Source organism: Pseudomonas sp. (genome assembly GCF_030690725.1).
GTDB lineage: Bacteria > Pseudomonadota > Gammaproteobacteria > Pseudomonadales > Pseudomonadaceae > Aquipseudomonas.
In genome coordinates this window covers 127,719-152,024 of the sequence record NZ_JAUYGD010000034.1, presented here as the reverse complement: position 1 = coordinate 152,024, position 24,306 = coordinate 127,719, and the positions used below count along the sequence as shown (strand labels likewise).

The following is a 24,306-nucleotide window of genomic DNA, read 5'->3' as shown; positions in this document are numbered from 1 at the left end:
TGATGTTCAGCCAGGTGCCGCAGCCACTGCGCTATGCCGAAGCGTTGTTGCAACGCTTCGCCACGCTGGCGCGCGCGGCCAATAGCGACGCCCTGCTCGGCGGCCTGGTGGAAAGCGCCGCGCAGCTGTCGGGCAGCGAATTGAGCCAGCTGTACCTACTCGACGACACCCACACCCGCCTGACCCTATCCGCCGAATGGCAGGACGGCCTGCTGCAGCCGCGCGCGGATGCCAGCCTGTCCAGCGACTACGACGGCGAACAACTGCTGCAGTACTGCCTGTGCCAGAACCAGACGCTCAGTCTCAATGAACTGGACAGCAGCCTGCACCAGACCGGCTTCCTCCCCGAGGCACAAAAACCTTGGCGCAGCCTGCTGTGCCAACCGCTACTGGATGAGCAGAAAGGCGTCACCGGCCTGCTGTTGATTGCCAGCCAGCGCTCGAGTGAGCTGCAGGGCTTTGCCGACTCGCTCGGCCATCTGGGCAGCTTTGTTGTCGCCCAACTGCATCTGCTGCAACGCCTGCGTTCACCGCGCAGCGAGCAGCCGGTTGCCGTGGTCAGCACGCCCTGCGCCAGCGGCTATGGCTTGATTGGCGACAGCCCGGCGATGCGCAGCGTTTACCAGCTGATCAGCAAAGTGCTGCACAACCCGGTCAGCGTTTTGCTGGCGGGCGAAACCGGCACCGGCAAGGAACTGGTGGCCCGCGCCATCCACGATTGTGGTTTCCGCCGCAGCAAAGCCTTTGTCGTGCAGAACTGCGCCTCGCTGCCGGAAAACCTGCTGGAAAGCGAGCTGTTCGGCTACCGCAAAGGCGCCTTCAGCGGCGCTGACCGCGACCATCAGGGCCTGTTCGATGCGGCCAATGGCGGCACCCTGTTTCTCGATGAAATCGGCGATATGCCGCTGAGCCTGCAAGCCAAACTGCTGCGCGTATTGCAGGAAGGCGAAGTGCGCCCACTGGGCTCCACCGCTACGCACAAGGTCGACGTGCGCATCGTCGCCGCTACTCACCACAACCTGCGCAACCTGGTGGAGGAAGGCCGTTTCCGCGAGGACCTGTTCTATCGCCTGGCGCAGTTCCCCATCGAACTGCCGGCCCTGCGTGAGCGCGATCAGGACATCCTCACTCTGGCGCGCTACTTCGCCGACAAGGCCAGCAGCTTTCTGCAGCGCAATCAATGCCGCTGGGCCGACAGCACCCTCGATCACCTGGCCCGCTACCCCTTCCCCGGCAACGTGCGCGAGCTCAAAGGCCTGGTCGAACGCGCCGTGCTGCTGTGCGAAGGCGGCGAGCTGCTGCCGGAGCACTTCGACCTGCGCCAGGCCGGCAGCAACGATGACCCCGGCATGAACCTGCGCGAACGCATGGAGCGCGTCGAACGCAGCCTGCTGCTCGACTGCCTGCGCAAGAACCGTGGCAACCAGACCAGCGCCGCCTGCGAGCTGGGCCTGCCGCGCCGCACCCTGCTGTACCGCATGCAGCGGCTGAATATCAGCCCGGCTGACGTGTAAGGCTTAAGGAGAAGAGCATGTTCAACGTCGCCAATCAGAGTTACGTCAATCCCCTCAGCGCTGTGCTTGTCCAGCCGCAACGTGGCCATGTAGGAGTCTTCGCGTGAAACCTACTCCAGCGAATGCAACTGCGCTTGGCGAACACTTCTACCTGTTCCAAAAAGCGCCAGGACAACCGAGCAAGAAATTGATCATCACCAGCCACGGTGCCTATGTGCCAGGCATGCACCTGTCCGTGCCTGCTAACAGCTCGCTGGTGTTCTATGGACCGGATGGCAAGACCCTGCAAGACCCTGGGCTGGGCAATGTGATGCGCGGCGAAGTTGAGGTGCACGAGCGCAAGGGGCCGGGTACGACCACCCGCAACTATTTGGTTTCCAAATACAGCGACGACCAGTACTCGAGCATTGCCTATGGTGCCAAGCTCGAAGGGGTCGACATCCTCACCGTGCGCAACCGCAAAACCCCGACTCTGCTACTGCAGAACAGCACCATTGCCCTGAGCGATGTTTTCAATGAATTGAGCAAGAACGGCCTGCAGTACGACGAGATCCACTGTGTGTTTTGCCGTAATTTTCTCTTTCACCCCAAGCCCGAAACGCATATTGCTCCGGCCGTGACGCCGACAACATCGGTTGCAGCGGTCGCCTCCAACTCCAGAAGCAGTGCGGTATCAGCCTCTGCAGTCGTTCGCGCCTTGACTGGCAACGCCGCCAACCTTGCCACAAGCCTGGCGCCTAACCGCTTCACCCTGGCGATTGATGGCCTCAGCCACGATCTGCAGGTGCTCGAATTTACCGGCCGTGAAGCCATCAGCCAGCCGTTCGTGTTCGAGTTGACGCTGATCAGCGAGCGCCCCGATCTCGATCTGGAAAGCCTGCTGCACCAACCGGCATTTCTTGCCTTTACCCAAGACGGCGGAGGAGTGCATGGCCTGGTCTACCGCGTCGCCCAGGGTGATTCCGGCAAGCGCATGACCCGCTACCACATCACCCTGCGCCCGCAGCTGGCGTACCTGGCGCATCGCATCAATCAGCGGATTTTCCAGCACCTGAGCGTGGAAAAAATCATCAGCCAGGTGCTCGAAGAGCACGGCATTCAGAGCAATGCCTACAAATTCCAGTTCGGCCCCAGCGTCTATCCGGACCGCGAATACTGCGTGCAGTACGACGAAAGTGACCTGCACTTTATTCAGCGCCTGTGCGAGGAAGAAGGCATTCATTACCACTTCCAGCACAGCGAACAAGGCCATGTGCTGGTCTTCGGCGATGATCAGACGGTGTTCCCCAAGCTGGCGCCCACCGCGTACCAGCAGGACAGCGGCTTGGTTGCCGACGAGCCAGTAATCAAGCGCTTCGCCCTGCGCCTGGAAACCCGCAGCAACCGCGTCACCCGCCGCGACTACAACTTCGAAAAGCCCAAACTGCTGATGGAAGCGGCCTTCAACAGCGAGTTCCAGCCCGACCTCGAGGACTACGATTACCCCGGTAGTTTTGTCGAGCGCGAACGCGGCAAGCACCTGGCCAAACGCAACCTTGAACGCCACCGCAGTGACTACGAACTGGCCAGCGGTGAAAGCGATCAGCCGCTGCTGGTCAGCGGCCACTTCCTAAGCCTCAGCGAGCACCCGCGCGGGGACTGGAACCAGCTCTGGCTGCTGACGGAAATCAGCCATGAAGGCAAGCAGCCGCAAGTGCTGGAAGAGTCAGTAACCAGCCACACCCAGGTCAGCGACGGCTTCCAGCAGGGTTACCGCAACCGCTTCAGCGCCACGCCCTGGGATGTGCTGCATCGCCCAGCGCTGAAGCACCCGAAACCCAAGGTACTCGGCAGCCAGACCGCCGTGGTCACCGGGCCGGCGGGTGAAGAGATCCACTGCGACCAGTACGGCCGCGTCAAAGTGCAATTTCACTGGGACCGCGAAGGCCAGGCGGATGACACCACCAGCTGCTGGCTGCGCGTGTCCTCCAGCTGGGCCGGCGATGGCTACGGCGCTATCGCCATCCCGCGCATCGGCATGGAGGTGCTGGTGACCTTCCTCGAAGGTGATCCCGATCAGCCGCTGGTCACCGGTTGCCTGTACCACGTCGCCCACATCGTGCCCTACGCCCTGCCGGCGAACAAGACCCGCAGCCTGTTCAAGACCCTGAGCAGTCCAGGCGGTGGTGGCTACAACGAGCTGCGCATCGAAGACAAGAAAGGCGTCGAACAGATCTACCTGCACGCCCAGCGCGACTGGGATGAAAACATCGAAAACGATCAGAAGATCCGCATCGGCAACGAACGCCACGACACGGTGGAAGCCAACAGTTACAGCCAGTTTCTAGCCGAAGAACACCGCACCACCCACGCCGACCGCAAAGTGGAAACCCACAGCAACGACCACCTCACGGTCGGGCAGAAACAGCATGTGAAAGTCGGCGTCGGCCAGTTCGTCGAAGCCGGCAACGAAATCCACTACTACGCCGGGAACAAAGTGGTGATCGACGCCGGCATGGAACTCACTGCATCGGGCGGTGGCAGCTTCCTCAAACTCGACCCAGGCGGCGTCACGCTCAGCGGCGCGACGATCAAGATCAATTCGGGTGGTGGCCCGGGCAAAGGCTCGGGCCTTGCTATCCTGCCGCCCACTATTCCAGGGGCAGCGGATGCGGATAAAGCGGGCAATCTGCTTGATAGCGCCAATGCCAACACCACTTGGTTAGAGTTGAACCTGCACTACAAAAACCTGGAGCCCGTGCCCGGTGCAGCTTACCGCGTCGAGTTTGCAGATGGCTCTGTTCGTGAGGGCGTTTTAGACACGGACGGCTTCGCCCGGCTAGAAGATGTACCGCCTGGGCCGGCCAAGGTGTGGTACGGCGAAGACCCGCGCCCATTCGTGCGCAAGTCGGTCAAGGCAGTCGACGTTACCGATGCAAGCATTGAGGACGACTTGCGCAAGCTTGGACTGGACCCCAGTCAAGTTGATTTACAGCAATTGGTTGAGCAAGCAGCAGGGAGGCTGGCATGAGCACTGGAGAAAAGCAGGCGGCATACAACGAAGCATTAACCGAGCTGGCCAAAGGCATTGCGCTCGGTGCCGTACCCTTTCTAGGCCAAGCCATTGATGCCTATGACACGGTTGAGGCGTCTATTCATCTCTACAACGAGAAGACGGCTCAGGGTAAAGAAGATGCCCAGTTTGACTTGTTATTGGCCATCATCGGTTGGATTCCAGGACCGGGCGACGGCCTGAAAAAAAGCCTGCGTATTGTCAACCGGGACCCTCAACGCTTTGCACCTGTGTTGTTTGATCTGCTGCGCTTTGTTCTGCAGGAATGTGGCGTCAAAACCAGCCCGGAAGAGCTGTTGGCACAGGTATTCAACGCAGGCGCCCTGCGTGCCGAACTGGACGAAATCATCACTGGGGTAAAAGGCTCATCTGCATTCAAAAGCCTGCCCGCATGGATGCAGAGCGCCGTATTGACGGTGCTTTCTACTTCACGAGACAGCATGCCTGCTCTTGTCGGGATCGTCGAAAAACGCCTGACCAAGTGGAAACGTATACAACGCAATAGCGCGGCGGCATCGGCTGGAAGAGGTCAACGCCAAGGGCAAAAGCCCGCCGCCAAAGATGGGCAAGTGGCCGCAGATGGCAAAGACGGGGCGAGCCAAACTCATTCCAACAAAATCGATAATTCCAACCTCGGCACCCAAGCACTCTCCAGCCTGACCAACGAAGGTTTAGGCGTCAGCGGCGAACATATCGCCGACTACATTTGCGCCGAAGAATTCGGCTGGGGCAAAGACTGGGATGGCCACGACAAGGGAGCCGAAGGCCAGTGGCTGGAAGGCAAGCCCAGCGCCAGCAAGATGGGCAAGCTTTCTAAAGGCGGCAGCCCTAAATCGCCCCATGTGCTTTACAAACTAACCGACGGCGCCAACGGCACAGGTATCGATGCTGTTTGGCGGGCCAATCCTGCTACGAACGGTGGGAAGAAATTCGCCATTGTCGAAGCAAAGGCGAGCAAGGATGAGGACGCTCCAAAGTTCCTGCGCAAGCTGAACAATACGCGCAAACCAGGCATCACCTCCAAGTTAGGAGTTTCAGGCCTGGCTGATCCAAGTGAATTGCTGGAGCCCATTACACAAGACAACCCCGAGTCCGCACCAAGCAAGCGGCCAGGGGGACGGAGCAGTGGAAAATCATCCGGAAAGAGCGCAAATAACGCTCCAAATAAGCGCTCCGCTAATACCGCTGAACCAAGCCCCAAGGCAGTCCAAGTGCAGATGAGCAAGGAGTGGGTCGCTGCCTGCCTGAGAAAACAAGTAGGTGCTCACCTATATCGAGAAGTGATCCTCTCTTACAGCAGGCACTTGTTCTTCGCTCCGCTATACCACCCGTCTGGCAGCCCAAAGAACCATGCCCAAGTACGACTCGCTGGTGGAACTGACGCCGATCATAGCGAGCATTCCGCTTTCCACTACAGCGAGCAGGACGTCAAGAAAGCGGTGAACAAACGTAAGAGTTCACTCAGCAGAAAGTACGGCAGCATGCCGTCCCTGAAGATCGAGGCCTGATATGAACAGAAGACAACCTTTCATAACTGAAAGCTACTACAAGAGCCTTGTCTCCCTTTATGACTCATCAGAAGAGTTCTGGCACGACAAAGACCTGGAAGAAGACGCTCCAGGTCAGGAGGCATCGCTTAAAGCCTACGAATACAAGCAGGATGCGTTAAGCGCGCTAATCATCCGCTACACCGCTGGAGAACCAATAGAGTCACTTATCCAACCGCTCGAAAAGGTCATTCTCAACTTCGAGCGCTACCAGAGTGCCCTCGCCGACTACGAGCAAGTAACCAATATCTCTCCCCTCGCGATCGACGATTGGCCTGGACAATACGAAGAGTGCGTACAAGTTATAAGCCTCTGCATTCTGCTGCATCGAATCGACTTGCTGCAGCGCTTTGTCGCCTTGTTAGACAACGCCGGTTATGCCGGTGAAGACACGCTGTATGAAGATCTACTACGCAAAGTTTTACCTGGTCGCAATGACTTGGATGAGTGGTATCACGATCTTTATACGCCGCTAATCCGAGCTATTTATGCACCCACCAAAGAAGAGGCATCCGCATTACTGAAGCTCTATTGCGATCAGTGGTACAGCGCTTTTGAAGACAAGCAAACCAATTGGCATGACACCCACCTAGATATCGACGGTGACGAGGGTAGTTATTACGGCTACTGGGCCTTCGAAGCCGCTGCCATTGCCTTTCTTTACGACATCGACGACAGCGAAGTCGACCATATGGTCTACCCCAAAGACTTGGTCGCTTACGCCCGTAATTTCAGTTCGTCGCCTAACTCTACGCAGATCGGCCGCATCGAATCCGGGCAGCCATGTCCCAAAGCGGGCTACTGGTTTACCCCGGCTCAGGCCAATTCCCGACGGGTCTTCAAGCAAGGCGAAATCATGCCGGCTTTCGACGGTTCACGCTGGGGCGCGACGCTTTGGTATTGGTCCGGCGAAGACCATGCCTGATATCTGCTTACCCACCTTTCGCACTTAAAAGAGAAGAGCAACTGATGCTGAAACGTTATTACCCAACCGCCCTGCTCGCCCTGCTCGCCCTGGCTCTATGCCTCTCCGCCTGCAGCGGCAATTACAAGTTCAACGATGACGAATACCGCCCCCTCGGCGAACCGCAAGCAGTGAAACGCGGCAACTGACCGCAAGGAGTTAACAACCATGGAACTGGTCTTCGATGTGGTCAGTGCACAGCAGTTCGTGCCAGGTCTATTGACCACCAAAACCTTCAAGCAGGCCGGCGGCATTATTGGTCGGGCGGAGGAATGCGACTGGGTGATTCCGGATCGCAAGCGTGTGCTGTCCAGCCGGCATGCCGAGGTGAGCTATCGCAATGGCTCCTTCTACCTGACCGACACCAGCAGCAATGGCATCCAGCTGAAAGACAGCGGCGCCAGCCTGCGTAAGGGTGAGGCCCAGCGTATCGAGCATGGCAGCGTGTATTGCTTCGGCGATTTCGAGTTGCGTGCGCGGCTGATTCAGGACCCGGCAATGTTCGCTGGCGACATCGGCCGTGCGCAGCCCGCCGGCAGCATCATCCCGGACGATGCCTTTCTCGATCTCGACCCGCTGACCGCCATCGACCAGCAGGAGCGCGTATACGCCGAGGTCGATGACCTGACGGCGATTCTGCGTCCGCATAACGTGCAGGCTCAGCAGCGCGATTACGCGCAGATCGATGAAGAAAACCTGCTGGTGCCTGCGCTGGTGATGCCAACGCCTGAACCGCAACCCAAGCGTGCGCCAGAACCGGTACGCCTGCCGCCGACCTTCTGGGAAAAATTCGGCGAGGCCCTCGGGGTCAAGTTGGATGACCTCGATGACGATGCCCGCGAAGCCCTGGCCATTCACAGCGCCAAGCTGCTCAAGCAGAGCATCGGCAGCCTGCAGCAAAGCCTGCGCACGCGCAGCGAGCTGAAGAACGAGCTGCGTCTGGCCCTGACCACCGTGCAAAGCGCCGGCAATAACCCGCTCAAGCACACCGCCGACAGCAGCGAAGCGCTGAGCGCCCTGCTGCGTGGCGGCAAGGCCGGGCAACTGAGCGCCGAGCAGACCATCAGCCGCAGCTTCCGTGACCTGCAAGCGCATCAGGTGGCGCTGCTCGCCGCCAGCCGCGCGGCAGTCAAGGGCATGTTCGAGCAATTGTCGCCGGAGCAGCTGAGCCTGCGGTTCGAGCGCGAAGGTCGCAAGCCGCTGATCGCCACCGCCGGCAGCCGCTGGCGCGCCTACCGTCGTCTGCACAGCGCTCTGGAGCAGAACGACGACTGGAGCGACCGCCTGTTCGCCCGCGACTTTGCCAACACCTATGAAGAACAGGTTCGCCTGATCGCCACCCTCAACAACGACGTTCAAGGATGATCTCCATGCACCGTTTCACCTGTCTGGCCCTGTTGGCCGCCCTGCTCAGCCTGAGCGGCTGCGCGGCGCTTTCACCTTATTCGGATATGACCAAGCTCGACCTGACCCTCAACGGCAGCGATGAGCTCAACCCGGACCTCAATGGCCGCCCTTCGCCGATCGTTCTGCGTCTGATCGAGCTGAAGCACCCGGTAGCCTTTGAAACCGCTGATTTCTTCTCGCTCTATCAGCGCCCCAAAGAAGCCCTTTCGCCGGATATGGTGGTGCTCGAAGAGCTGGAACTGCGCCCGGGCGAGCAACGCGAAATGAAACTGTCGGTACAGCCGGGAAGCCGCTATGTCGGCGTGCTGGCGGCCTACCGCGACCTGCCGGAAAGCAACTGGCGCGTGGTGATTCCGTTGCAGGAGCAGGAACGCAACAGCAGCGTGCTGACCCTCGATGCCCTGGGCATCAAGGCCCAGGATGACGCCAACAAGGAAGAGGAATAAGCCATGGCCATGCATAAAGTGGTCTGGCAGGAAGGCATGTTGCTGCGCCCGCAGCACTTCCAGCAGAACGACCGTTATTACGACTACCAGCTGAAAACCCGTACGCAGAAGCTCGACAGCTATGCCTGGGGCTTTTTCGAGCTGGAGATCGACCGCCAGTTCCTCAATATGGGCAAGCTGGTGGTGAGCAAGGCCAGCGGCATCCTGCCCGATGGCACCCTGTTCGACATCGGCGCCGAGCGCGAGCCGCTGGCCCTCGACGTGCCGCCAAACACCGGCAACACCCCGGTGTACCTGGCCCTACCGCTGGTCACCGGTAACCATATCGAGAGCCGCCGCCCGGAGCAGCAGGACGTGCTGGCGCGCTTTACCGCCTTCGATGAGGAAGTCACCGACTCCAACGCCGGCGACAGCGCATCGAGTCAGGTCAGCTGCGGCCGCCCGGATTTCCGTCTGCTGCTCGGCGAGCAACAGAGCGACCAGGCCTACGTCAAATTGCAGCTGTGCGACGTACTCGATACCACCCCGGACGGGGTGATCAGCATCGACCCGGAATTTATTCCTACCTACGTCAACTTCCAGGCTTCCGGCTACCTGCTGAGCTGCCTCAAGGAAGTGATCAGCATGCTCGCCCACCGGGGCGACATCCTCGCCGAACGTATTCGCGCCACCGGCAAGGTAGGCGGGGCGGAAGTCGGGGATTTCATGATGCTGCAGCTGATCAACCGTTTCGAGCCGGTGCTGCGCCATTACCTGGGCATCGAGCAGGTGCACCCGGAGCAGATCTACCGCGAATTGCTCGGCCTGCTCGGTGAGCTGGCGACCTTCTCCAGCGAGATCAAACGCCCGCGCCTGGAAGGCCGTTATCTGCACAGCGACCAAGGCGTGAGCTTCCGCAAGCTGATGGATGCGATCCGCCAGGTGCTGTCGATGGTGCTGGAACAGCACGCCATCGAAATGCTGCTGCAACAGCGTCAGTACGGCATTCAGGTGTCGCCGCTGCACGACCACAAGTTGCTCGCCACCTCCACCTTCGTCCTCGCCGCCAGCGCCCAGTGCGACTCGGAAGAACTGCGCCAGCGCCTGCCGGCACACCTCAAGGTCGGCCCGGTGGAGCAGATTCGCCAGCTGGTCAACCTGCACCTGCCAGGCATCAAGGTCAAACCGATGCCAGTGGCACCACGGCAGATTCCCTTCCATTCGGGGAAAACCTACTTCGCCCTGGAACTGGGCTCCGAGGAACTGGCGCAGCTGGAACGCTCCGGCGGCTTCGCTTTCCACGTGTCCGGCGAGTTCTCCGGGCTTGAGATGAAATTCTGGGCGATCAGGAACTGATTATGACGACCAAGGAAATGGAATACGGCCAGGACGACAAGACCGTCATCCTCAACCGCAAAGGTGATGCCCCCGCGCACAGCCCGCTGACTGACTTCGCCGCACCGCCGAAATTCGAGCAGCTGGAAGAGCGGATGATCTACGCCGCGCGCCTGCGCCCGGCCGAGAGCTTCAATATCAGCCTCAACCCGCTAGTGGCTGCCGCCGCCACCCTGCTCTCGGAAGTGGTGCGCCTCAAGCACAGCTTCGACAGTGAAGACATGCACGCGCTGAACCAGCGCCTATCCAGCGCCATCAAGCTGTTCGAGCACCGCGCCCTGCATGAAGGCGCGGAAAGCAGCCAGGTGATGGCCGCGCGTTACGTGCTCTGTACCGTGGTCGATGAGGCCGTGGTGACCACGCCCTGGGGCAACGAGAGCGAGTGGTCGCAGATGAGCCTGCTGTCCTCGTTCCACAACGAAACCTTCGGCGGCGAGAAGTTCTTCCAGCTGCTCGAGCGCCTGTCGCGCAACCCGGTCAAGCACCTGCCGATGCTCGAGCTGATGTACCTGTGCCTGTCGCTCGGCTTCGAGGGCAAATACCGCGTGCTGCCGCGCGGCATGCTCGAACTGGAAGCGGTGCGCGACAGCCTCTATCGGCAGATCCGCCAGATGCGCGGTGACGTACCGCGCGAGGTTTCGCCGCACTGGCAGGGCCTGAAAGACACCCGCCGGCGCCTGGTGCGCATCGTGCCGTGGTGGCTGGTGGCGCTGTTCACCCTGGTGTGCCTAGTGGTGATGTATGGCGGTTTCGCCTGGGTATTGGGCGAGCAGCGCGAAACTATTTTGCAGCCGTTCGAGCAACTCGACCCGTCTGCGGGTGTAAGCATGGATGATCTGAAATGAAGAGTTTTTTCGGCAAGTTAGCCGCATTTTTCCGCAAGACCTGGGTATGGAGCCTGTGTCTGGTATTGGTTCTGGCGCTGCTGGTGTGGTTTGTCGGCCCGCTGCTCGCGGTCAACGATTATAAGTTCTGGGAATCGGCCACCAGCCGCCTGCTGAGCATCAGCGGGTTGTTCCTGATCTGGGGCCTGGCCATGGTATTCGCCAGCTGGAAGGCCACCGCCCGCAAGAAGGCTGAAGAGGATGACGCCGACGCCCAGGAGCGCCTGCGCCGCGAAGGCCTGATCAACGAAGAACAGCTTGAGCTGCGCAATCGCTTCAAGCAGGCCCTGCACACCCTCAAGCGCTCCAGCCTGTACCGCGGCCGCAGCGAGAAGTGGCGCAATGAGCTGCCCTGGTACCTGCTGCTCGGCCCACAAAACAGCGGCAAGACCAGCCTGCTGGATTTCTCTGGCCTGGATTTCCCGCTCAATCGCGGTGACCAGCAACGCCTGACCAAGGACGTTTCCGGCACCCGTTACGCCGACTGGTATTTCGCCGATCACGCCGTGCTGATCGACACCGCCGGGCGCTACCTGACCCAGCCCGACCCGGCCATCGACAGCCGCGCCTGGGACACCCTGCTGGGCCTGCTGCGCAAACGCCGCGCGCGTCCACTGAACGGCGTGCTGGTGAACATTCCGGTGGAGCAGCTGCAAGGCGGCAGCGAAATCGAACTGGAGAACCTCGCCCGTCAGACCCGTCAGCGCCTGCAGGATATTCACCAGCGTCTGGGCGCCGATGTACCGGTGTACCTGGTGCTGAGCAAGGCCGACAAGGTGCTGGGCTTCGATGAGTTCTTCGACCAGCTGTCACGCGAAGAAAGCGACCAGGTACTCGGCGCGAGCTTCCGCAAAGAGCAGAACGCCACCGACGTGCAGGTGATCCGCCAGGAGTTCGAAGAACTGCTGCGCCGCCTCAACAGCCAGGTGATCCTGCGTATGCACCAGGAGCGCGACACCCAGCGCCGTGGCCGCATCCTCGATTTCCCGCACCAGCTGGGCCTGCTCGGCGAGCGTCTGTGCCTGTTCAGTGAGCTGGCCTTCAGCGGCAACCGCTACCAGCGTGCCAGCCAGCTGCGCGGCTTCTACCTGACCAGCGCGCCGGAACTGAACGACCAGCTCGACCCAAGCACCAGCAGCATCGGCCGCAACCTCGGCCTGTCGAGCAGCGCCCTGCCGACCTTCCGCACCGGTCGTGCACGCTTTATCAATCACCTGCTCAGCCGAGTGATCTTCCCCGAAGCCGACCTTGCCGGCCTCGATCAGAAGGAAGTCCGTCGTATCGACTGGGGCCAGCGCGCCATGTATGCCACCGCCCTGGTGGTGCTCGGCATATTCGGTGTGGTCTGGGCCGGCGGCTTCTCCGGTAACCACGGCCGCCTGGAGCAACTGCGCACCCTCGCTCAGCAACTGACCCAGCAACACAACAGCCTTGGCGCTCAGGACGATGCCCTGCGCACTCTCAAGGCGCTGGATCACAGCTACGCCGCCACTCAGGTGTTCCCGCCGGTGGATGAGGTGTCCTACCTGCAACGCGGCGGTCTGTACCAGGGCGAGAAAGTCGACCCGACGCTGCAACAGGCCTACCGCGCCGAGCTGGAAAACCTGCTGCTGAGCCGCGTCGGTCGTCAGCTGGAGGCGCAAGTCCGCGCCAATCTGGGTGACCGTGAGCGCCTGCTCAACAGTCTGCGTGCCTATCTGATGCTCAATCTGGAAGAACGCCGCGACAAGGCCTTCCTGCAGGAGTGGCTGGCGGCCGACTGGTCGCTGCGCTACGCCGGCAACAGCGTCGGTCAGCGCGGCCTGAATGAGCACTTCGAGCGCCTGCTGTCCGAGTCGTTCGCGCCTTATTCGCTGAATGAACCGCTGGTGGCCCAGGCTCGGCAGATCCTGCGCAGCGAATCGCTGGCCAACGTGGTCTACCGCATGCTCCGTGATCAAGCGCGCAGCCTCCCGGAATATCGCCTGAGCCAGAAACTCGGCCCGCAGGCCGGGCTGTTTGTCGGCAGTGACTACGCCATTCCGGGTTTCTATACCCAGGTTGGCTACCAGAAAACCTTCACCGCCAAGGGCGCCGACCTGGTGCGCGACCTGCTGCGCGACAACTGGGTACTCGGCGAAGGCGACACCCTGAGCAGCAACGACCTCAGCCGTCTGCTGGTGGAAATGGAGCAGCTGTACTTCCGCGATTACGCCAACTACTGGGGCGAAGCCCTCGCGCAACTGTCGCTGGACCCGATCGGCAGCGCCGGTCAGGGTGCCCTGCAACTGGCCGGTCTGACCGCCGCCAACTCACCGCTGCTGCAACTGCTGGTGGAAGTGCGCGACAACACCCGCTTCAAAGGCATGGCCGAAGCCGCCGATGATGCCGGTGCCGCCGCCGAAGCGCTGGAAGGCGCCAAGGGCAAGCTGGGCAAAGTCGCCAAGCTCGCCGGCGCTGCCGCCGAACAGGCGCAAGCGGCACTGGTGAAAAATCTGCCGGATACCGCGCGTAAAACCCTGGAGCGCCGCTTCGAACCGCTGCACCGTTTGCTTGATGAAAACGGCGGTGCCGGCCCGGAGCTGGCCACTACCCTGCAGGCGCTGGATGCTCTGCAACTGCAACTGGCCAGCCTGGCGCACGCCAGCGCTCCGGAGCAGGCCGCGTTCGAACTGGCCAAGGCGCGTATGGGCGGCCAGCGTGATGCGATCAACCAGGTACGCAGCAGTGCCGCGCGCCTGCCGCAACCGGTCGGCAACTGGCTCGGCCTGCTCGCCGAAGACAGCTGGATGCTGGTGCTCAACGACGCCTATCACTACCTCAATCAGCGTTATAAGAGCGAGCTGTACGCCGCGTATGACGGCTCGTTGAAGCAGCGTTATCCGTTCAGCGCACACAGCGAAAGCGATGTGGCGATTGCCGATTTCCGCGAGTTCTTCAAGGCTCAGGGGATTGCCGAGCGCTTCTTCGACAACTACCTCAAGCCGTTCGTCAGTGGCACCGCCGGCCAGTACCAACTGCGCCGCGTGGATGGCCGTGGCCTGCCGTTGTCGCGCGAGTTCCTGCTGCAGATGAGCCACACCCAAACCATTCGCCGCAGCTTCTTCGCCGAGAACCCCAACGAGCCGAAAGTGCTGTTCAAGCTGGAACCCTACTCGCTGGATTCCAGCCTGGGCCGCGCCGACTTTCGCTTCGGTAACCAGCAGATGGAATACCGCCACGGACCAATCGTGCAAACCGCCTTCAGCTGGCCGGCCGAAGCCAATGAAGGGCGCACCAGCCTGGTGGTCGAAGAGCTCGGTGGACGCAAAGTGGGTATCGAGAAAAACACCGGCCCCTGGTCGCTGTTCCGCCTGCTCGACCTGATGAGCGTGGACTACCACAGCGGCCGCGACGTGCTGATGCTCAAGGCCGACCTCGGCGGCCTGCGCGCCAACTACCTGTTGCACAGCCAGCGCTCGCCGAACCCGTTTGATCTGGACCAGCTGCGCAGCTTCAAACTGCCGGCCACGCTCTGATGCAGGAAGTTGCCAACCTCTGGCGCAGCGCTGCGCGTACCGATACCGGCAAGGTGCGGGCGCGCAACGAGGATGCCTTTCTGGCCCTGCCGGAGCAGGGCCTGTGGGTGGTTGCCGACGGCATGGGCGGGCACCAGAACGGTGCCCTGGCCAGCCGCTTGATTGTCGAGCAGCTGGCCGAGCCGAGCGCAGGCGATTTGCCGCAGCGTCTGGATGAGCTGCGCAAGCGCCTGCACTCGCTCAACCGCCGCCTCGGTCAGGAGCTGACGGTCACCGCCGCCCATCCGGACCCGGTGATCGGCAGCACGGTGGTGGCGCTGCTGATCGAGGGCGACCGCGCCGCGTGCGTGTGGGCCGGCGACAGCCGCTGCTACCTGTGGCGCGGCAGTCGGTTGTATCAGCTCAGCCGTGATCACTCGCTGCTGCAGCAGCTGATCGATGAGCAGCAACTCAGCCCAAGCGAAGCTGCTCGGCATCCGGCAGCGCACGCCCTCACCCGCGCCATCGGTGCCAGTGACGAGCTGAAGCTGGAAATTCTCGAACTCGATGTGCTGCCCGGCGATGCCTTTCTGCTGTGCAGCGATGGCCTCTACCAGGGCCTGTCGGCCGATGCTCTGGGGGCTGCGCTGAACCTGCCGTCACCGCAGCTGACCCTGAATCGTTTATTCCAGCAGGCCCTCGACGGCCCGGCGCGGGACAACCTGAGTGCGGTGGTGATCCGCCGATGAGGACTCACGGATGAGTGAACAGCTGCTCGACGAACTGCAGCAGGCCAGCAGCCCGGCCAGCGACCTGACCTACTTCGCCCTGGCCGCGACTGCCGCCAAACCGGCAGCGCAAGCCCCGCGCGAAGTACTCAGCGAACTGCCGGAAGTGCTTGGCGGCCGTTACAAGATCGAGCGTCTGCTCGGCGTCGGCGGCATGGGTGCTGTGTATCGCGCCCGTGACCTGCTGCGCGAACAGTTCGGTGACCCCGAGCCCTATGTCGCGCTGAAAACCCTCAGCGATGACTTCGCCGAATACCCAGACGCCAACTCGCTGCTGTACAGCGAGTTCGCCCTTACCGCGCGGCTTAATCATCCGCATGTGGTGCGCCTGTTCGGCTTCGAGGTGGATGTGCCAAGCCAGCGCGCCTTCCTCACCCTGGAGCTGCTCAAGGGCCTGACGCTTGATCAACTGCTCAGTGAACGCCCCGAGGGCCTGCCCTGGAGCGAATTGCAGGAAATCGCCATCGCCCTGCTTGATGCCCTGAGCTATTCGCACAGCCTCGGCGTGCTGCATGGAGACCTGAAACCCAGCAATGTGATGCTCGCCGAAGACGGCCTGCGCCTGTTCGATTATGGTCTCGGCCAGCCCGTGGAAGGTCTGTTACCCGGCCTGCCGCGCCTGTGCCGCAACCGCTTTACCGCCTGGACGCCGCGCTACGCTGCCCTGGAATTGCTCGACGGTGCGCCGCTTAGCGCCGCTGCCGATGTCTATGCCCTGGCGTGCGTGCTGTATGAGCTGGCCAGTGGGCGCCACCCGTTCCGCCGACAGAGCGCCAAACAGGCCAAGGCCATGGAGCTGGATAAACAGCTGCAACGCCCCGAGCAGTTACCGGCGCATTGCTGGCCCGCCCTGCGCACCGCGCTGGCGTTCGATGAAGCGCAGCGCAGTATCAGCTGCGCGCAGCTGCTTGAGGTATTTCGCCAGCCCATGCCCAGCGGCTGGCGGCGCTGGCTACGGCGCAGTTGAACGCAGCACGCGGACAGCAGCATCAATGGATGATCTTTTAACAAGGAAATGACTATGTTCAATCCGGCCAATGAAACCCACTTCAGCCTGAGCATCGAAGGCCTTGAGCACGACCTGCAAGTGCTCGAGTTCAGCGGCCGCGAAGCCATCAGTCAGCCTTATCGTTTCGAGGTGGAACTGATCAGCGAGAACGCCGATCTGGATCTGCAAAGCCTGCTGCATCAGCGCGCCTTTCTCGCCTTCAGCCCCGATGGTCTGGGCATTCACGGCCTGATCTATCAGGTCGCCCAGGCCGAATCCGGCAAGCGCCTGACACGCTACAAACTGAGCATCGTGCCGCAGCTGAGCTACCTGGCCCTGCGCACCAACCAGCGGATTTTCCAGCACCTGACGGTGCCGCAGATCGTCGCCCAGGTGCTGCAAGAGCATGGCATCGTCGAAGGTGGTTACCAGTTCCAGCTCGGCCCAAGCGTCTACCCCAAGCGCGACTACTGCGTGCAGTACGACGAGAGCGACCTGCACTTTGTCCAGCGCCTGTGCGAGGAGGAAGGTATTCACTACCACTTCCAGCACAGCGAGCAGGGTCATGTGCTGGTCTTCGGTGACGACCAGAGCGCCTTCGGCAAACTCGGCCAGCCCACTGCCTACCTGCAGGACAACGGCATGACCGCCGATGAGCCGGTGATCAAGCGCTTCGCCGTACGCCTGGAAACCCGCACCAGCCGCATCACCCGCCGCGATTACGACTTCGAGCAACCGCGTCTGCTGATGGAAGCCGCTTTCAAGGAAGATCGCGATCCCGAGGCCAAGCCGCTGCCGGACCTTGAGGATTACGACTACCCCGGCCGCTTTGTCGACCGTGCGCGCGGCAAGCACCTCAGCCAACGCCACCTCGAACGCCACCGCGCCGACTACCGCCTGGCTGAAGGCCGGGGCGATCAGCCAAAACTGCTCTGCGGGCACTTTCTCGAACTCTCCGACCACCCGCGCCAGGACTACAACGACCTCTGGCTGCTGCACGAGGTCATCCACCAGGGCAAACAGCCGCAAGTGCTGGAAGAGTCGGTCACCAGCCATACCGACGCCAGTGATGGTTTCCAGCAGGGCTACCGCAACCACTTCACCGCCACACCCTGGGACGTACCCTTCCGCCCGCCATTGGCCCATCCAAAACCCAAGGTGCTCGGCAGCCAGACCGCCGTGGTCACCGGCCCAGCGGGTGAGGAAATCCACTGCGACGAGTACGGCCGGATCAAGGTGCAATTCTTCTGGGACCGCGAAGGCCAGGCCGACGACACCACCAGCTGCTGGCTGCGCGTGGCCTCCAGCTGGGCCGGTGATGGCTACGGCGGCATCGCCATTCCACGCATCGGCATGGAAGTACTGGTGACCTTCCTCGAAGGCGACCCCGACCAACCGCTGGTAACCGGTTGCCTGTACCACGCCGAACACGTCGTGCCTTACGACCTGCCGGCGAACAAGACCCGCACCTTATTCAAAACCCTCAGCACACCGGGCGGGGGCGGCTACAACGAGCTGCGCATCGAAGACAAGAAAGGCGCCGAACAGATCTACCTGCATGCCCAGCGCGACTGGGATGAAAACATTGAGCACGACCAGAAGATCCGCGTCGGCAACGAACGCCACGACACCGTCGAAGCCAACAGCTACACCGAGCTCAAAGCCGAAGAAAACCTGACGGTGAAAACCGAGCGCAAGGTCGAGGTCAAACCCGACGACCACCTCACCGTCGGCCAGAACCAGCACATCAAACTCGGCACCGCCCAACTGACCAATGCCGGCCGCGAAATCCACCTCAAGGCCGGACAGAAAATGGTCATCGAAGCCGGCACCGAACTGACCCTCAAAGCCGGCGGCAGCTTTATCAAACTCGACCCCGGTGGCATCACCCTGCTCGGCCCCCTGGCCAAAATAAACGCCGGCGGCGCACCGGGTAAGGGCTCGGGGATCAAGATCAAACCACCGGTGCTGCCGGGTGCGGCGGATAGCGATAGGGCGGGGAGTTTGTTGGATGAGGCGTTGGTAGGAGGCCTACTCAACCCCAAAAAGAAAGTAAAAAGAACCATGAATTTTTCAGGCTGAGGTGAATAGTGAACGCCATGACCCAAACAAACACACCTGGGAGCCGATACCTCGTCGGCCAGGTAATCGTATTCATTCTGTCCTGTGGCTACCTAGCGGGTTGTACGGCTCTTGAACTTGAACCTATTACCTATCAGGAAGCCGTTTCCCAGTATCAGGAGGGCGGCGGCATCGAGAATTACCGCTGCGCGCTAGTTCCGGCTGATAAGCAGTACCAACCGCAGGCTGATGCTCAACCAATCGCCGTTGAGATCGATGAAGTGCTGTTCGTCAAGATCGATGGATTTGTTCATGAGCTGCAGCAGCGCGAGATTAATGAAACGCTCACTGCCTATGCCTTCGAGGCGATGAGCGCCACCCTTACCACTGTTAGCCAGTTCAATCAGTCCGAGTACAACGAGTCAGATGACCGTCACGTTGACTTTACCTTCGAATCTGCCGGCCAGACGGCCACCTATAAGACCTTCGGAGCGGCCTGCGGCCTCTGACCGTTGAATACGATCACAACCTTCCAATAGGACAAGTCATGACAGGGCGTCGCTATAAAATAGTTGAGAGTGTTGGCAGCCGTATTGAAGATGTGAATAGTTACGACGATCTCGCCAAACACCATCCCTCCTCAGGGCGTGAGCCGAATCGAGACTACGAAACCATCAATGGTCAGCTAGAAGAAGTGCGTCATATCGGTGGTCGCACGCTTATCAAGAAGGACTTCGTGTTGCTCGTCGAGGGCAGTAATCGATCCATCCCAGTTCCAAGTCCGCTGGCTGGCTATGCAAAAACGAGTCGCGCCTACGGAACGCTGAAAATCTATGACGCCCCAACTAATGGCCAGCTGATCGGGCAGATTCTGCACCTCCACCCCACCTTCAAGGTCAACGATGGGGACGCCATCACCTACGGTCAGCACATTGGCCTTCAGGCGGGAACGGACAGAGCAGGCGCGCAGAGCTACGCCATCCACGTTCACGCCGAACTTGAGGAAGGTGACTTCAAACGCTATATCGCGGATATGGTGAACGGCACACTGAACCCGGACGAGGCAAAGCCAACCGTCGCCGAGGGCAGTAAAAACGGTGCCAAGGGCGATTGGTGTTACCCCTTTGCCCCGATAGCGGGCCATTCACTGCAACACCTGACCGCATTAAGCAAAGCCAAGGGCGGCTTTTACCCGATTGGTGGAAATGGTTTGTGGCATGGCGGCATTCATCTGGACAAAGGCACATCCGATGCATTCGACCAGAGCCGTATCAACTGCATGACCCACGGCGAGGTAGTCGCTTACCGTGTAGACGAGGAATACCCCGTCAGCACTTACAACGGCACACCGCCGTTTCAGATACGCGCACCGTTTTCCACCGCCTTTGTCCTGGTTAAACATACGCTCCAGGCCAAGGCGCCCGCCACCGAAGACGCATCGAAATCCCAGCCACCGGCGTTGACGATCTACAGCCTGTACATGCACCTCAAGTGCTGGAAAGACTATCTCCAGAACGAAAAGCTGGAACGCCCAGCGTTCTGGGGCTCCGACCTATACACCGTCAATACCCGCAGCAACGAACTCAACGTTCGGGGCGAGGCCAAGAGCAACGCACCCATCGTGGGCAAACTCACCAAGGGTGCCCAGATTCGTGTCTCAGGTGAAGGTGCATTCCTCAAGCTCGAGGAGGTCATCAGCGGCAACACCGAGCCGGTATTGACGCCAAATGAAGACGGAACGCTGCCAGGCTATGTCTCTTCAACCTTTCTGACGCCTAAGGCACAACCCAAAGCCATGGGCTCTATCGTGTTGCTGGACCCGCCAGTGCCAATCAAGGCAGGCGATCTGATTGGGCATGTGGGCAAATACCAGAATCAAAGCGACGGTTCGCCTCAGGAACTGTTGCACTTTGAAGTCTTCAGTTGTGATGACGTCCCTGCGTTCATCGGCCAAAGCCGGACGTGGGCGCAGAACCTGCCGAATGAAGAAAAGACCCTACTCAAGGTCCATGCGGGGGCCAGCAAACTGATCCCTCACCGCGAAGACATCAAGAGCGGCAATCCGCCGAAGCTAAGCGATGCAGGCGCCGAGATCGGTGTTGACCTGATTCTGCCGCAGAACTTGCTGGATGCGTTGCCGGCTGAGGCCAAGATCAAGGTCGCGGCCAGCAACACGGCAACCGGCTGCACACCCGAGACCAATTGGTGGCGACTCGATAATCTTCTGGCCGACAAGGATGGACAGCCCATCAATGGCTGGTTGTCGGAACAGGAACTTATTACAACCCGCCACAGCCCATGGGAATGGGAGGGCTTCGACTTTGTCGAAGATACCGACACGCCACGCTCGGGGCTGGCCTACTACCTCAACACGGCACGCCGCTTATCCGATGATGAAAAGGCCAGTTACCAGGGTGCGATCGACCAGTCCGACAAAGGTCCTGTACGCACCCGTCTCTACGACATCATCGACAGTAACCGCGACGGAAAAATGACTTCAAAAGAGATCCAGGCTGCGCTGAAAAAACCATGGCACGCTCAATCCATCTCGCAGCTTGTCACGCAGCATGACAGTGAGTGGTTCTGGGATTCCTCGCGCTGGGACGAACTCGATGACCTGATGGGCCACAGCCCCGACGATCCCAACCAGGATTGGGTTGAGGAGAAGAGTCGTATCAGAACGTTGAGTTGGTGGAACGATGTCGCAGGAAAGCACGGAATTAATACAGATGGGAAGGCATGGCATGTGCAACCACTGGCTCTTATCGGTGCATTCAATACAGCGGCCAAGATCAATAACGTTATTAAAGAAGGTCAAATCACATTTGACGCAGAGGGGAATGACATTCCCACCTCTCCATTCTTCAGCCGTGTTATTCACTGGCCAGGAAATGATCTTTCAGGCGTGACGTTAGGCCGCGGCTATGACATGGGCTCCCGAAGCGAATCAGAAGTTTATAATCATATGAAAAATGCTGGGATCAACCACGATCAGGCAACCAAAATTGCCAAGGGTCATGGGAAAAAAGGTACGGCCGCACAACAATTTGTAAGAGATAACAAAACGAGCATTGGAGAAATAACCACCGAGCAGGAAATAATTCTGTTCAACACTATCTATCCAGATTACGTAGCGCGGGCTGTTAATAATTACAATCACTGGACTGCAAGCGAGCCCGGTAGGACAGAGTGGGGGGGCCTTACCCAAATCATTCGGGATGTGCTGGTCGACTTTGTATACCAAGGTTTCACAAAGGGCCCAAACCCTATGAAAGCGGGCATGAGAAATGATAAAGAAGAATTAATACGTTATATAGAAAATACACCCGCCATTAGCCAGTACGAGCCAGGTCGAAATAGAGCCAGGTACCTCAGAAATAACTAGAGCACCCAACATGAAAAAAATATATCCATTCGCATTATTCTTTCTTGCATTTCCAGTACTCAGCGATACCGTTGAAAGCCCATGTGGAAAAATTGAAGCATCTCAACAAATAGCACAATGTGCTGAATATAAAAAAGACCAATCTGACAAGACGCTAAACTTATCTTACAAAGAGACTTTAGATCGAATAAAGCATCAATACGAAAAATCGCCATTGCTAGCCGATCAATATATTTCTCTGCTGAGAGGCGCACAAAGAGAATGGATAAAATTACGAGACGCAGATTGCAAACTGGAAGCCTTTGAAATAGAAGAAACCACAGAAGCGTACCAAGCAACAATTAACAACTGCATTTCAAGGATGAGCGACAATAGAACAAATTATTTGAAAAACATAGCTCCTGACATATGAATGCCAACAGCCATTCATAGAAAGCGCAGTTTTTCGGTACTGCAGAATCCGAAGGGAGTGAACACAACCCAATGACGCAGGTACTAAATTGCACATCAACAAACTCAGCCTGCTGCATTTTTCACTCGCCTCAACCTTGGTGCTGGCCTGCGCTATTGCGAACGCCGAAACGATACGACCTGAGGGACTGTCCTCACTACAAGAACTGCGCCTTGTAGATAGTAACGACGCACGCTCCCAGCGCCTGCTGATTACAGACCTTGCAGGCACTACGGTTGTTGATTCGGATAAAGCCCTGCCCCGCATCGAAAACTCGTACTCGCCCAATAGTTACGACGGCTACATGGCTGACCTGGCCGCCGAACACCAGGGAAAAGTATCGGTTACCGATCTGCAAGGTGAGCGCTATACCCTGCTCTCGCCCTCGAGCCAAGCGGGAGACTATCTGGTTCTGATCACCAGAGAAGACGGGAATGGCGCCTACAATTTCAACCTGAAATTCAAGTACGACAGCGCCACAAAGTCCTTCGACCTTACACAGGTCCTGTTGAATGAAAACAGCACCGAGTGCGAGCAGTCGCGGCTCAGTACGTACGTAATCGACAAGCAACATCTTGCCTTCACGTCGATAGCCGACTTCGACGGTACCCGTGCATTCGGCAAGCTGAAAGATCTGCGCTTTGAACATCAAACATCAGGGGCCGCGTCAGAAAAATTGATGTCGCAGACCGAGTCCGACAATTTCAACGCTGCGCTGCAAGCGTACAAAGCTGGCGACCGTGAAGAATTGAAGACTCTTGTCAGCTATTTCATTGCAGGTGAGGGCGATGGCACATGCAATCCTGGAAAATACATCGTTGAAAAATATTACTTCCCTAAAAAAATCAGCTGGTCCAATGACCTTGGTTTCCTATTCGAGCAGTCGGGGTATTACCAAGAAGCCGCGGAGCTACTGAAACACATCACGCAGAAGCACCCAGACAGAGTGGTCGCCTACTTGAATCTGGCGGATGCTTATTGGGCGCTAGGAAAGAAAGAGCCCGCTCAAAAAGCGTACAACCAGTATCACGAAAAAATGATCGAAGCCGGAAAACAGACGAAAATCCCGGAACGCGTCCAATCGAGAAAGTGAGTAATCAATATGTGCCGGAAGAGCGCCGGCACATATTGGTTATAGGTCGCCTTCCTCAACCACCCTTACCAACTCCGCCTCCAAGGCATAAGCCGCATCCGCCAGCTCGTTATTGACCTGTTCGATCTTCAGCGTGCCGCTGACCCAGAGGGGGTTGTAGATGTCTTCGAGTTCGATGCCTTTGGGGTAGCGCACCAGCACCAGCTGATTCGGTGGCGGCGGCGGGACGTGGATGCAGGCGCCGGGGTAAGGAACCAGGAAGAACAGCGTGCTGTGGCCCTTGCTGTCGGTTTCCAGTGGTACCGGATAGCCACCCAGGCGCACCGCCTTACCATCGAAGGCGGCGACGGTTTTCGTCGAGTACATCACCGCTGGCAGGTTCTGGTCCTGCTGTTTAAGGCCGCCGGGGGTGTAGAAGCCGCTGTCCTGCTCAAGCCCCTGGTGGCTGATCTCGGGCATCTCCTCCAGAGCCTGGCGGTCCTCCGGCGGCATCAGCTCAAGCCAGTCGGTTTCCGGCAATTCGGCGCAGGCCAGGGTGCTGATAAGCAGCAGGGGTAACAGCAGATAGCGCATCGGCGGGCTCACATAGCAGCGGAGTGAAAGGGCATCAGTCCTTTCTGACAGCGGCGTAGATTACCAGCAGCACCACCGCGCCGATCACCGCGCCGATAAAACCGGCGGATTCGCCCACCTTGTAGATGCCCAGCGCCTGGCCGCCGTAGGTGGCGGCAATCGAGCCGCCGACGCCCAGCAGGATGGTCATGATCCAGCCCATGCTGTCGTTACCGGGTTTGATAAAGCGCGCGATCAGACCGACGATCAGGCCGATAAAGATGATGCCGATAATGCTCATGCGAGCCTCCTGAATGGACGGTG

General features: G+C 59.5%; 19 protein-coding genes and 1 pseudogene. 18 read left to right on the top strand and 2 right to left on the bottom strand.

The genetic code is table 11. The annotated features are described in order from the left end of the window. Positions 1-2 precede the first annotated feature (2 nt). From Q8O69_RS08390 to Q8O69_RS08310, 18 genes and pseudogenes are all read left to right on the top strand, one after another. Positions 3-1,514: a sigma-54-dependent Fis family transcriptional regulator gene (locus Q8O69_RS08390; RefSeq protein WP_305591240.1), complete on the top strand. Its 1,512-nt coding sequence runs from the start codon at positions 3-5 to the stop codon at positions 1,512-1,514. A 103-nt stretch (positions 1,515-1,617) separates the two neighbouring features. Further along, positions 1,618-2,076 (top strand): annotated as a pseudogene (locus Q8O69_RS22160) (putative adhesin); the annotation flags it as partial. A 168-nt stretch (positions 2,077-2,244) separates the two neighbouring features. Further along, entirely contained in the window at positions 2,245-4,524 is a 2,280-nt protein-coding gene (locus Q8O69_RS08385) for a type VI secretion system tip protein VgrG (protein WP_305591238.1), read from the top strand. Further along, positions 4,521-6,074, top strand: a complete 1,554-nt coding sequence (locus Q8O69_RS08380; RefSeq protein ID WP_305591199.1) for a hypothetical protein — start codon at positions 4,521-4,523, stop codon at positions 6,072-6,074. The genes Q8O69_RS08385 and Q8O69_RS08380 overlap by 4 nt, the downstream gene beginning before the upstream one ends. Before the next feature lies 1 nt (position 6,075). Next, positions 6,076-7,038: a PoNe immunity protein domain-containing protein gene (locus Q8O69_RS08375; RefSeq protein WP_305591197.1), complete on the top strand. Its 963-nt coding sequence runs from the start codon at positions 6,076-6,078 to the stop codon at positions 7,036-7,038. A gap of 44 nt (positions 7,039-7,082) precedes the next feature. Further along, complete coding sequence (locus tag Q8O69_RS08370) at positions 7,083-7,226, top strand: type VI secretion protein (RefSeq protein WP_305591196.1); 144 nt, start codon at positions 7,083-7,085, stop codon at positions 7,224-7,226. A gap of 19 nt (positions 7,227-7,245) precedes the next feature. Next, positions 7,246-8,442 (top strand): type VI secretion system-associated FHA domain protein TagH, encoded by a 1,197-nt coding sequence (gene tagH, locus Q8O69_RS08365; protein ID WP_305591194.1) that lies wholly within the window; start codon positions 7,246-7,248, stop codon positions 8,440-8,442. Between the two features lie 5 nt (positions 8,443-8,447). After that, positions 8,448-8,930: a type VI secretion system lipoprotein TssJ gene (gene tssJ / locus Q8O69_RS08360; protein WP_305591192.1), complete on the top strand. Its 483-nt coding sequence runs from the start codon at positions 8,448-8,450 to the stop codon at positions 8,928-8,930. Positions 8,931-8,933: 3 nt separating this feature from the next. After that, entirely contained in the window at positions 8,934-10,265 is a 1,332-nt protein-coding gene (gene tssK / locus Q8O69_RS08355; RefSeq protein WP_160086100.1) for a type VI secretion system baseplate subunit TssK, read from the top strand. A 2-nt stretch (positions 10,266-10,267) separates the two neighbouring features. Next, a complete protein-coding gene (icmH, locus tag Q8O69_RS08350) occupies positions 10,268-11,149 on the top strand; it encodes a type IVB secretion system protein IcmH/DotU (protein WP_305591190.1) in 882 nt (293 codons plus the stop codon). Further along, the gene (gene tssM, locus Q8O69_RS08345) at positions 11,146-14,685 is read left to right on the top strand and encodes a type VI secretion system membrane subunit TssM (protein WP_305591188.1); all 3,540 of its coding nucleotides are present in this window, start codon (positions 11,146-11,148) and stop codon (positions 14,683-14,685) included. The genes icmH and tssM overlap by 4 nt, the downstream gene beginning before the upstream one ends. After that, on the top strand, positions 14,685-15,413 hold the full coding sequence (locus Q8O69_RS08340; protein WP_090379571.1) for a PP2C family serine/threonine-protein phosphatase: 729 nt from the start codon (positions 14,685-14,687) through the stop codon (positions 15,411-15,413). The genes tssM and Q8O69_RS08340 overlap by 1 nt, the downstream gene beginning before the upstream one ends. A gap of 10 nt (positions 15,414-15,423) precedes the next feature. Further along, positions 15,424-16,419, top strand: a complete 996-nt coding sequence (locus Q8O69_RS08335) for a serine/threonine-protein kinase (RefSeq protein WP_305591186.1) — start codon at positions 15,424-15,426, stop codon at positions 16,417-16,419. 54 nt (positions 16,420-16,473) lie between these two features. Beyond that, positions 16,474-18,522, top strand: a complete 2,049-nt coding sequence (tssI, locus tag Q8O69_RS08330) for a type VI secretion system tip protein TssI/VgrG (protein ID WP_305591184.1) — start codon at positions 16,474-16,476, stop codon at positions 18,520-18,522. A gap of 17 nt (positions 18,523-18,539) precedes the next feature. Then, positions 18,540-19,010, top strand: a complete 471-nt coding sequence (locus Q8O69_RS08325) for a hypothetical protein (protein ID WP_305591182.1) — start codon at positions 18,540-18,542, stop codon at positions 19,008-19,010. A 38-nt stretch (positions 19,011-19,048) separates the two neighbouring features. Then, positions 19,049-21,886 carry a hypothetical protein gene (locus Q8O69_RS08320; protein ID WP_305591180.1) on the top strand — a complete coding sequence of 946 codons (2,838 nt, stop codon included), beginning with the start codon at positions 19,049-19,051 and terminating at the stop codon, positions 21,884-21,886. A 10-nt stretch (positions 21,887-21,896) separates the two neighbouring features. Continuing rightward, positions 21,897-22,298 (top strand): lysozyme inhibitor LprI family protein, encoded by a 402-nt coding sequence (locus tag Q8O69_RS08315; protein ID WP_305591179.1) that lies wholly within the window; start codon positions 21,897-21,899, stop codon positions 22,296-22,298. A gap of 88 nt (positions 22,299-22,386) precedes the next feature. Then, positions 22,387-23,430, top strand: a complete 1,044-nt coding sequence (locus tag Q8O69_RS08310; protein ID WP_305591177.1) for a tetratricopeptide repeat protein — start codon at positions 22,387-22,389, stop codon at positions 23,428-23,430. 39 nt (positions 23,431-23,469) lie between these two features. Here Q8O69_RS08310 and Q8O69_RS08305 read toward each other — a convergent pair whose 3' ends face one another. Both Q8O69_RS08305 and Q8O69_RS08300 read right to left on the bottom strand, forming a co-directional pair. Beyond that, positions 23,470-24,003 carry a DUF3299 domain-containing protein gene (locus tag Q8O69_RS08305; protein WP_305591175.1) on the bottom strand — a complete coding sequence of 178 codons (534 nt, stop codon included), beginning with the start codon at positions 24,001-24,003 and terminating at the stop codon, positions 23,470-23,472. Positions 24,004-24,037: 34 nt separating this feature from the next. Continuing rightward, positions 24,038-24,283, bottom strand: coding sequence for a GlsB/YeaQ/YmgE family stress response membrane protein (locus tag Q8O69_RS08300; protein ID WP_275960155.1), 246 nt, complete (start codon positions 24,281-24,283; stop codon positions 24,038-24,040). Between the last annotated feature and the right edge of the window lie 23 nt (positions 24,284-24,306).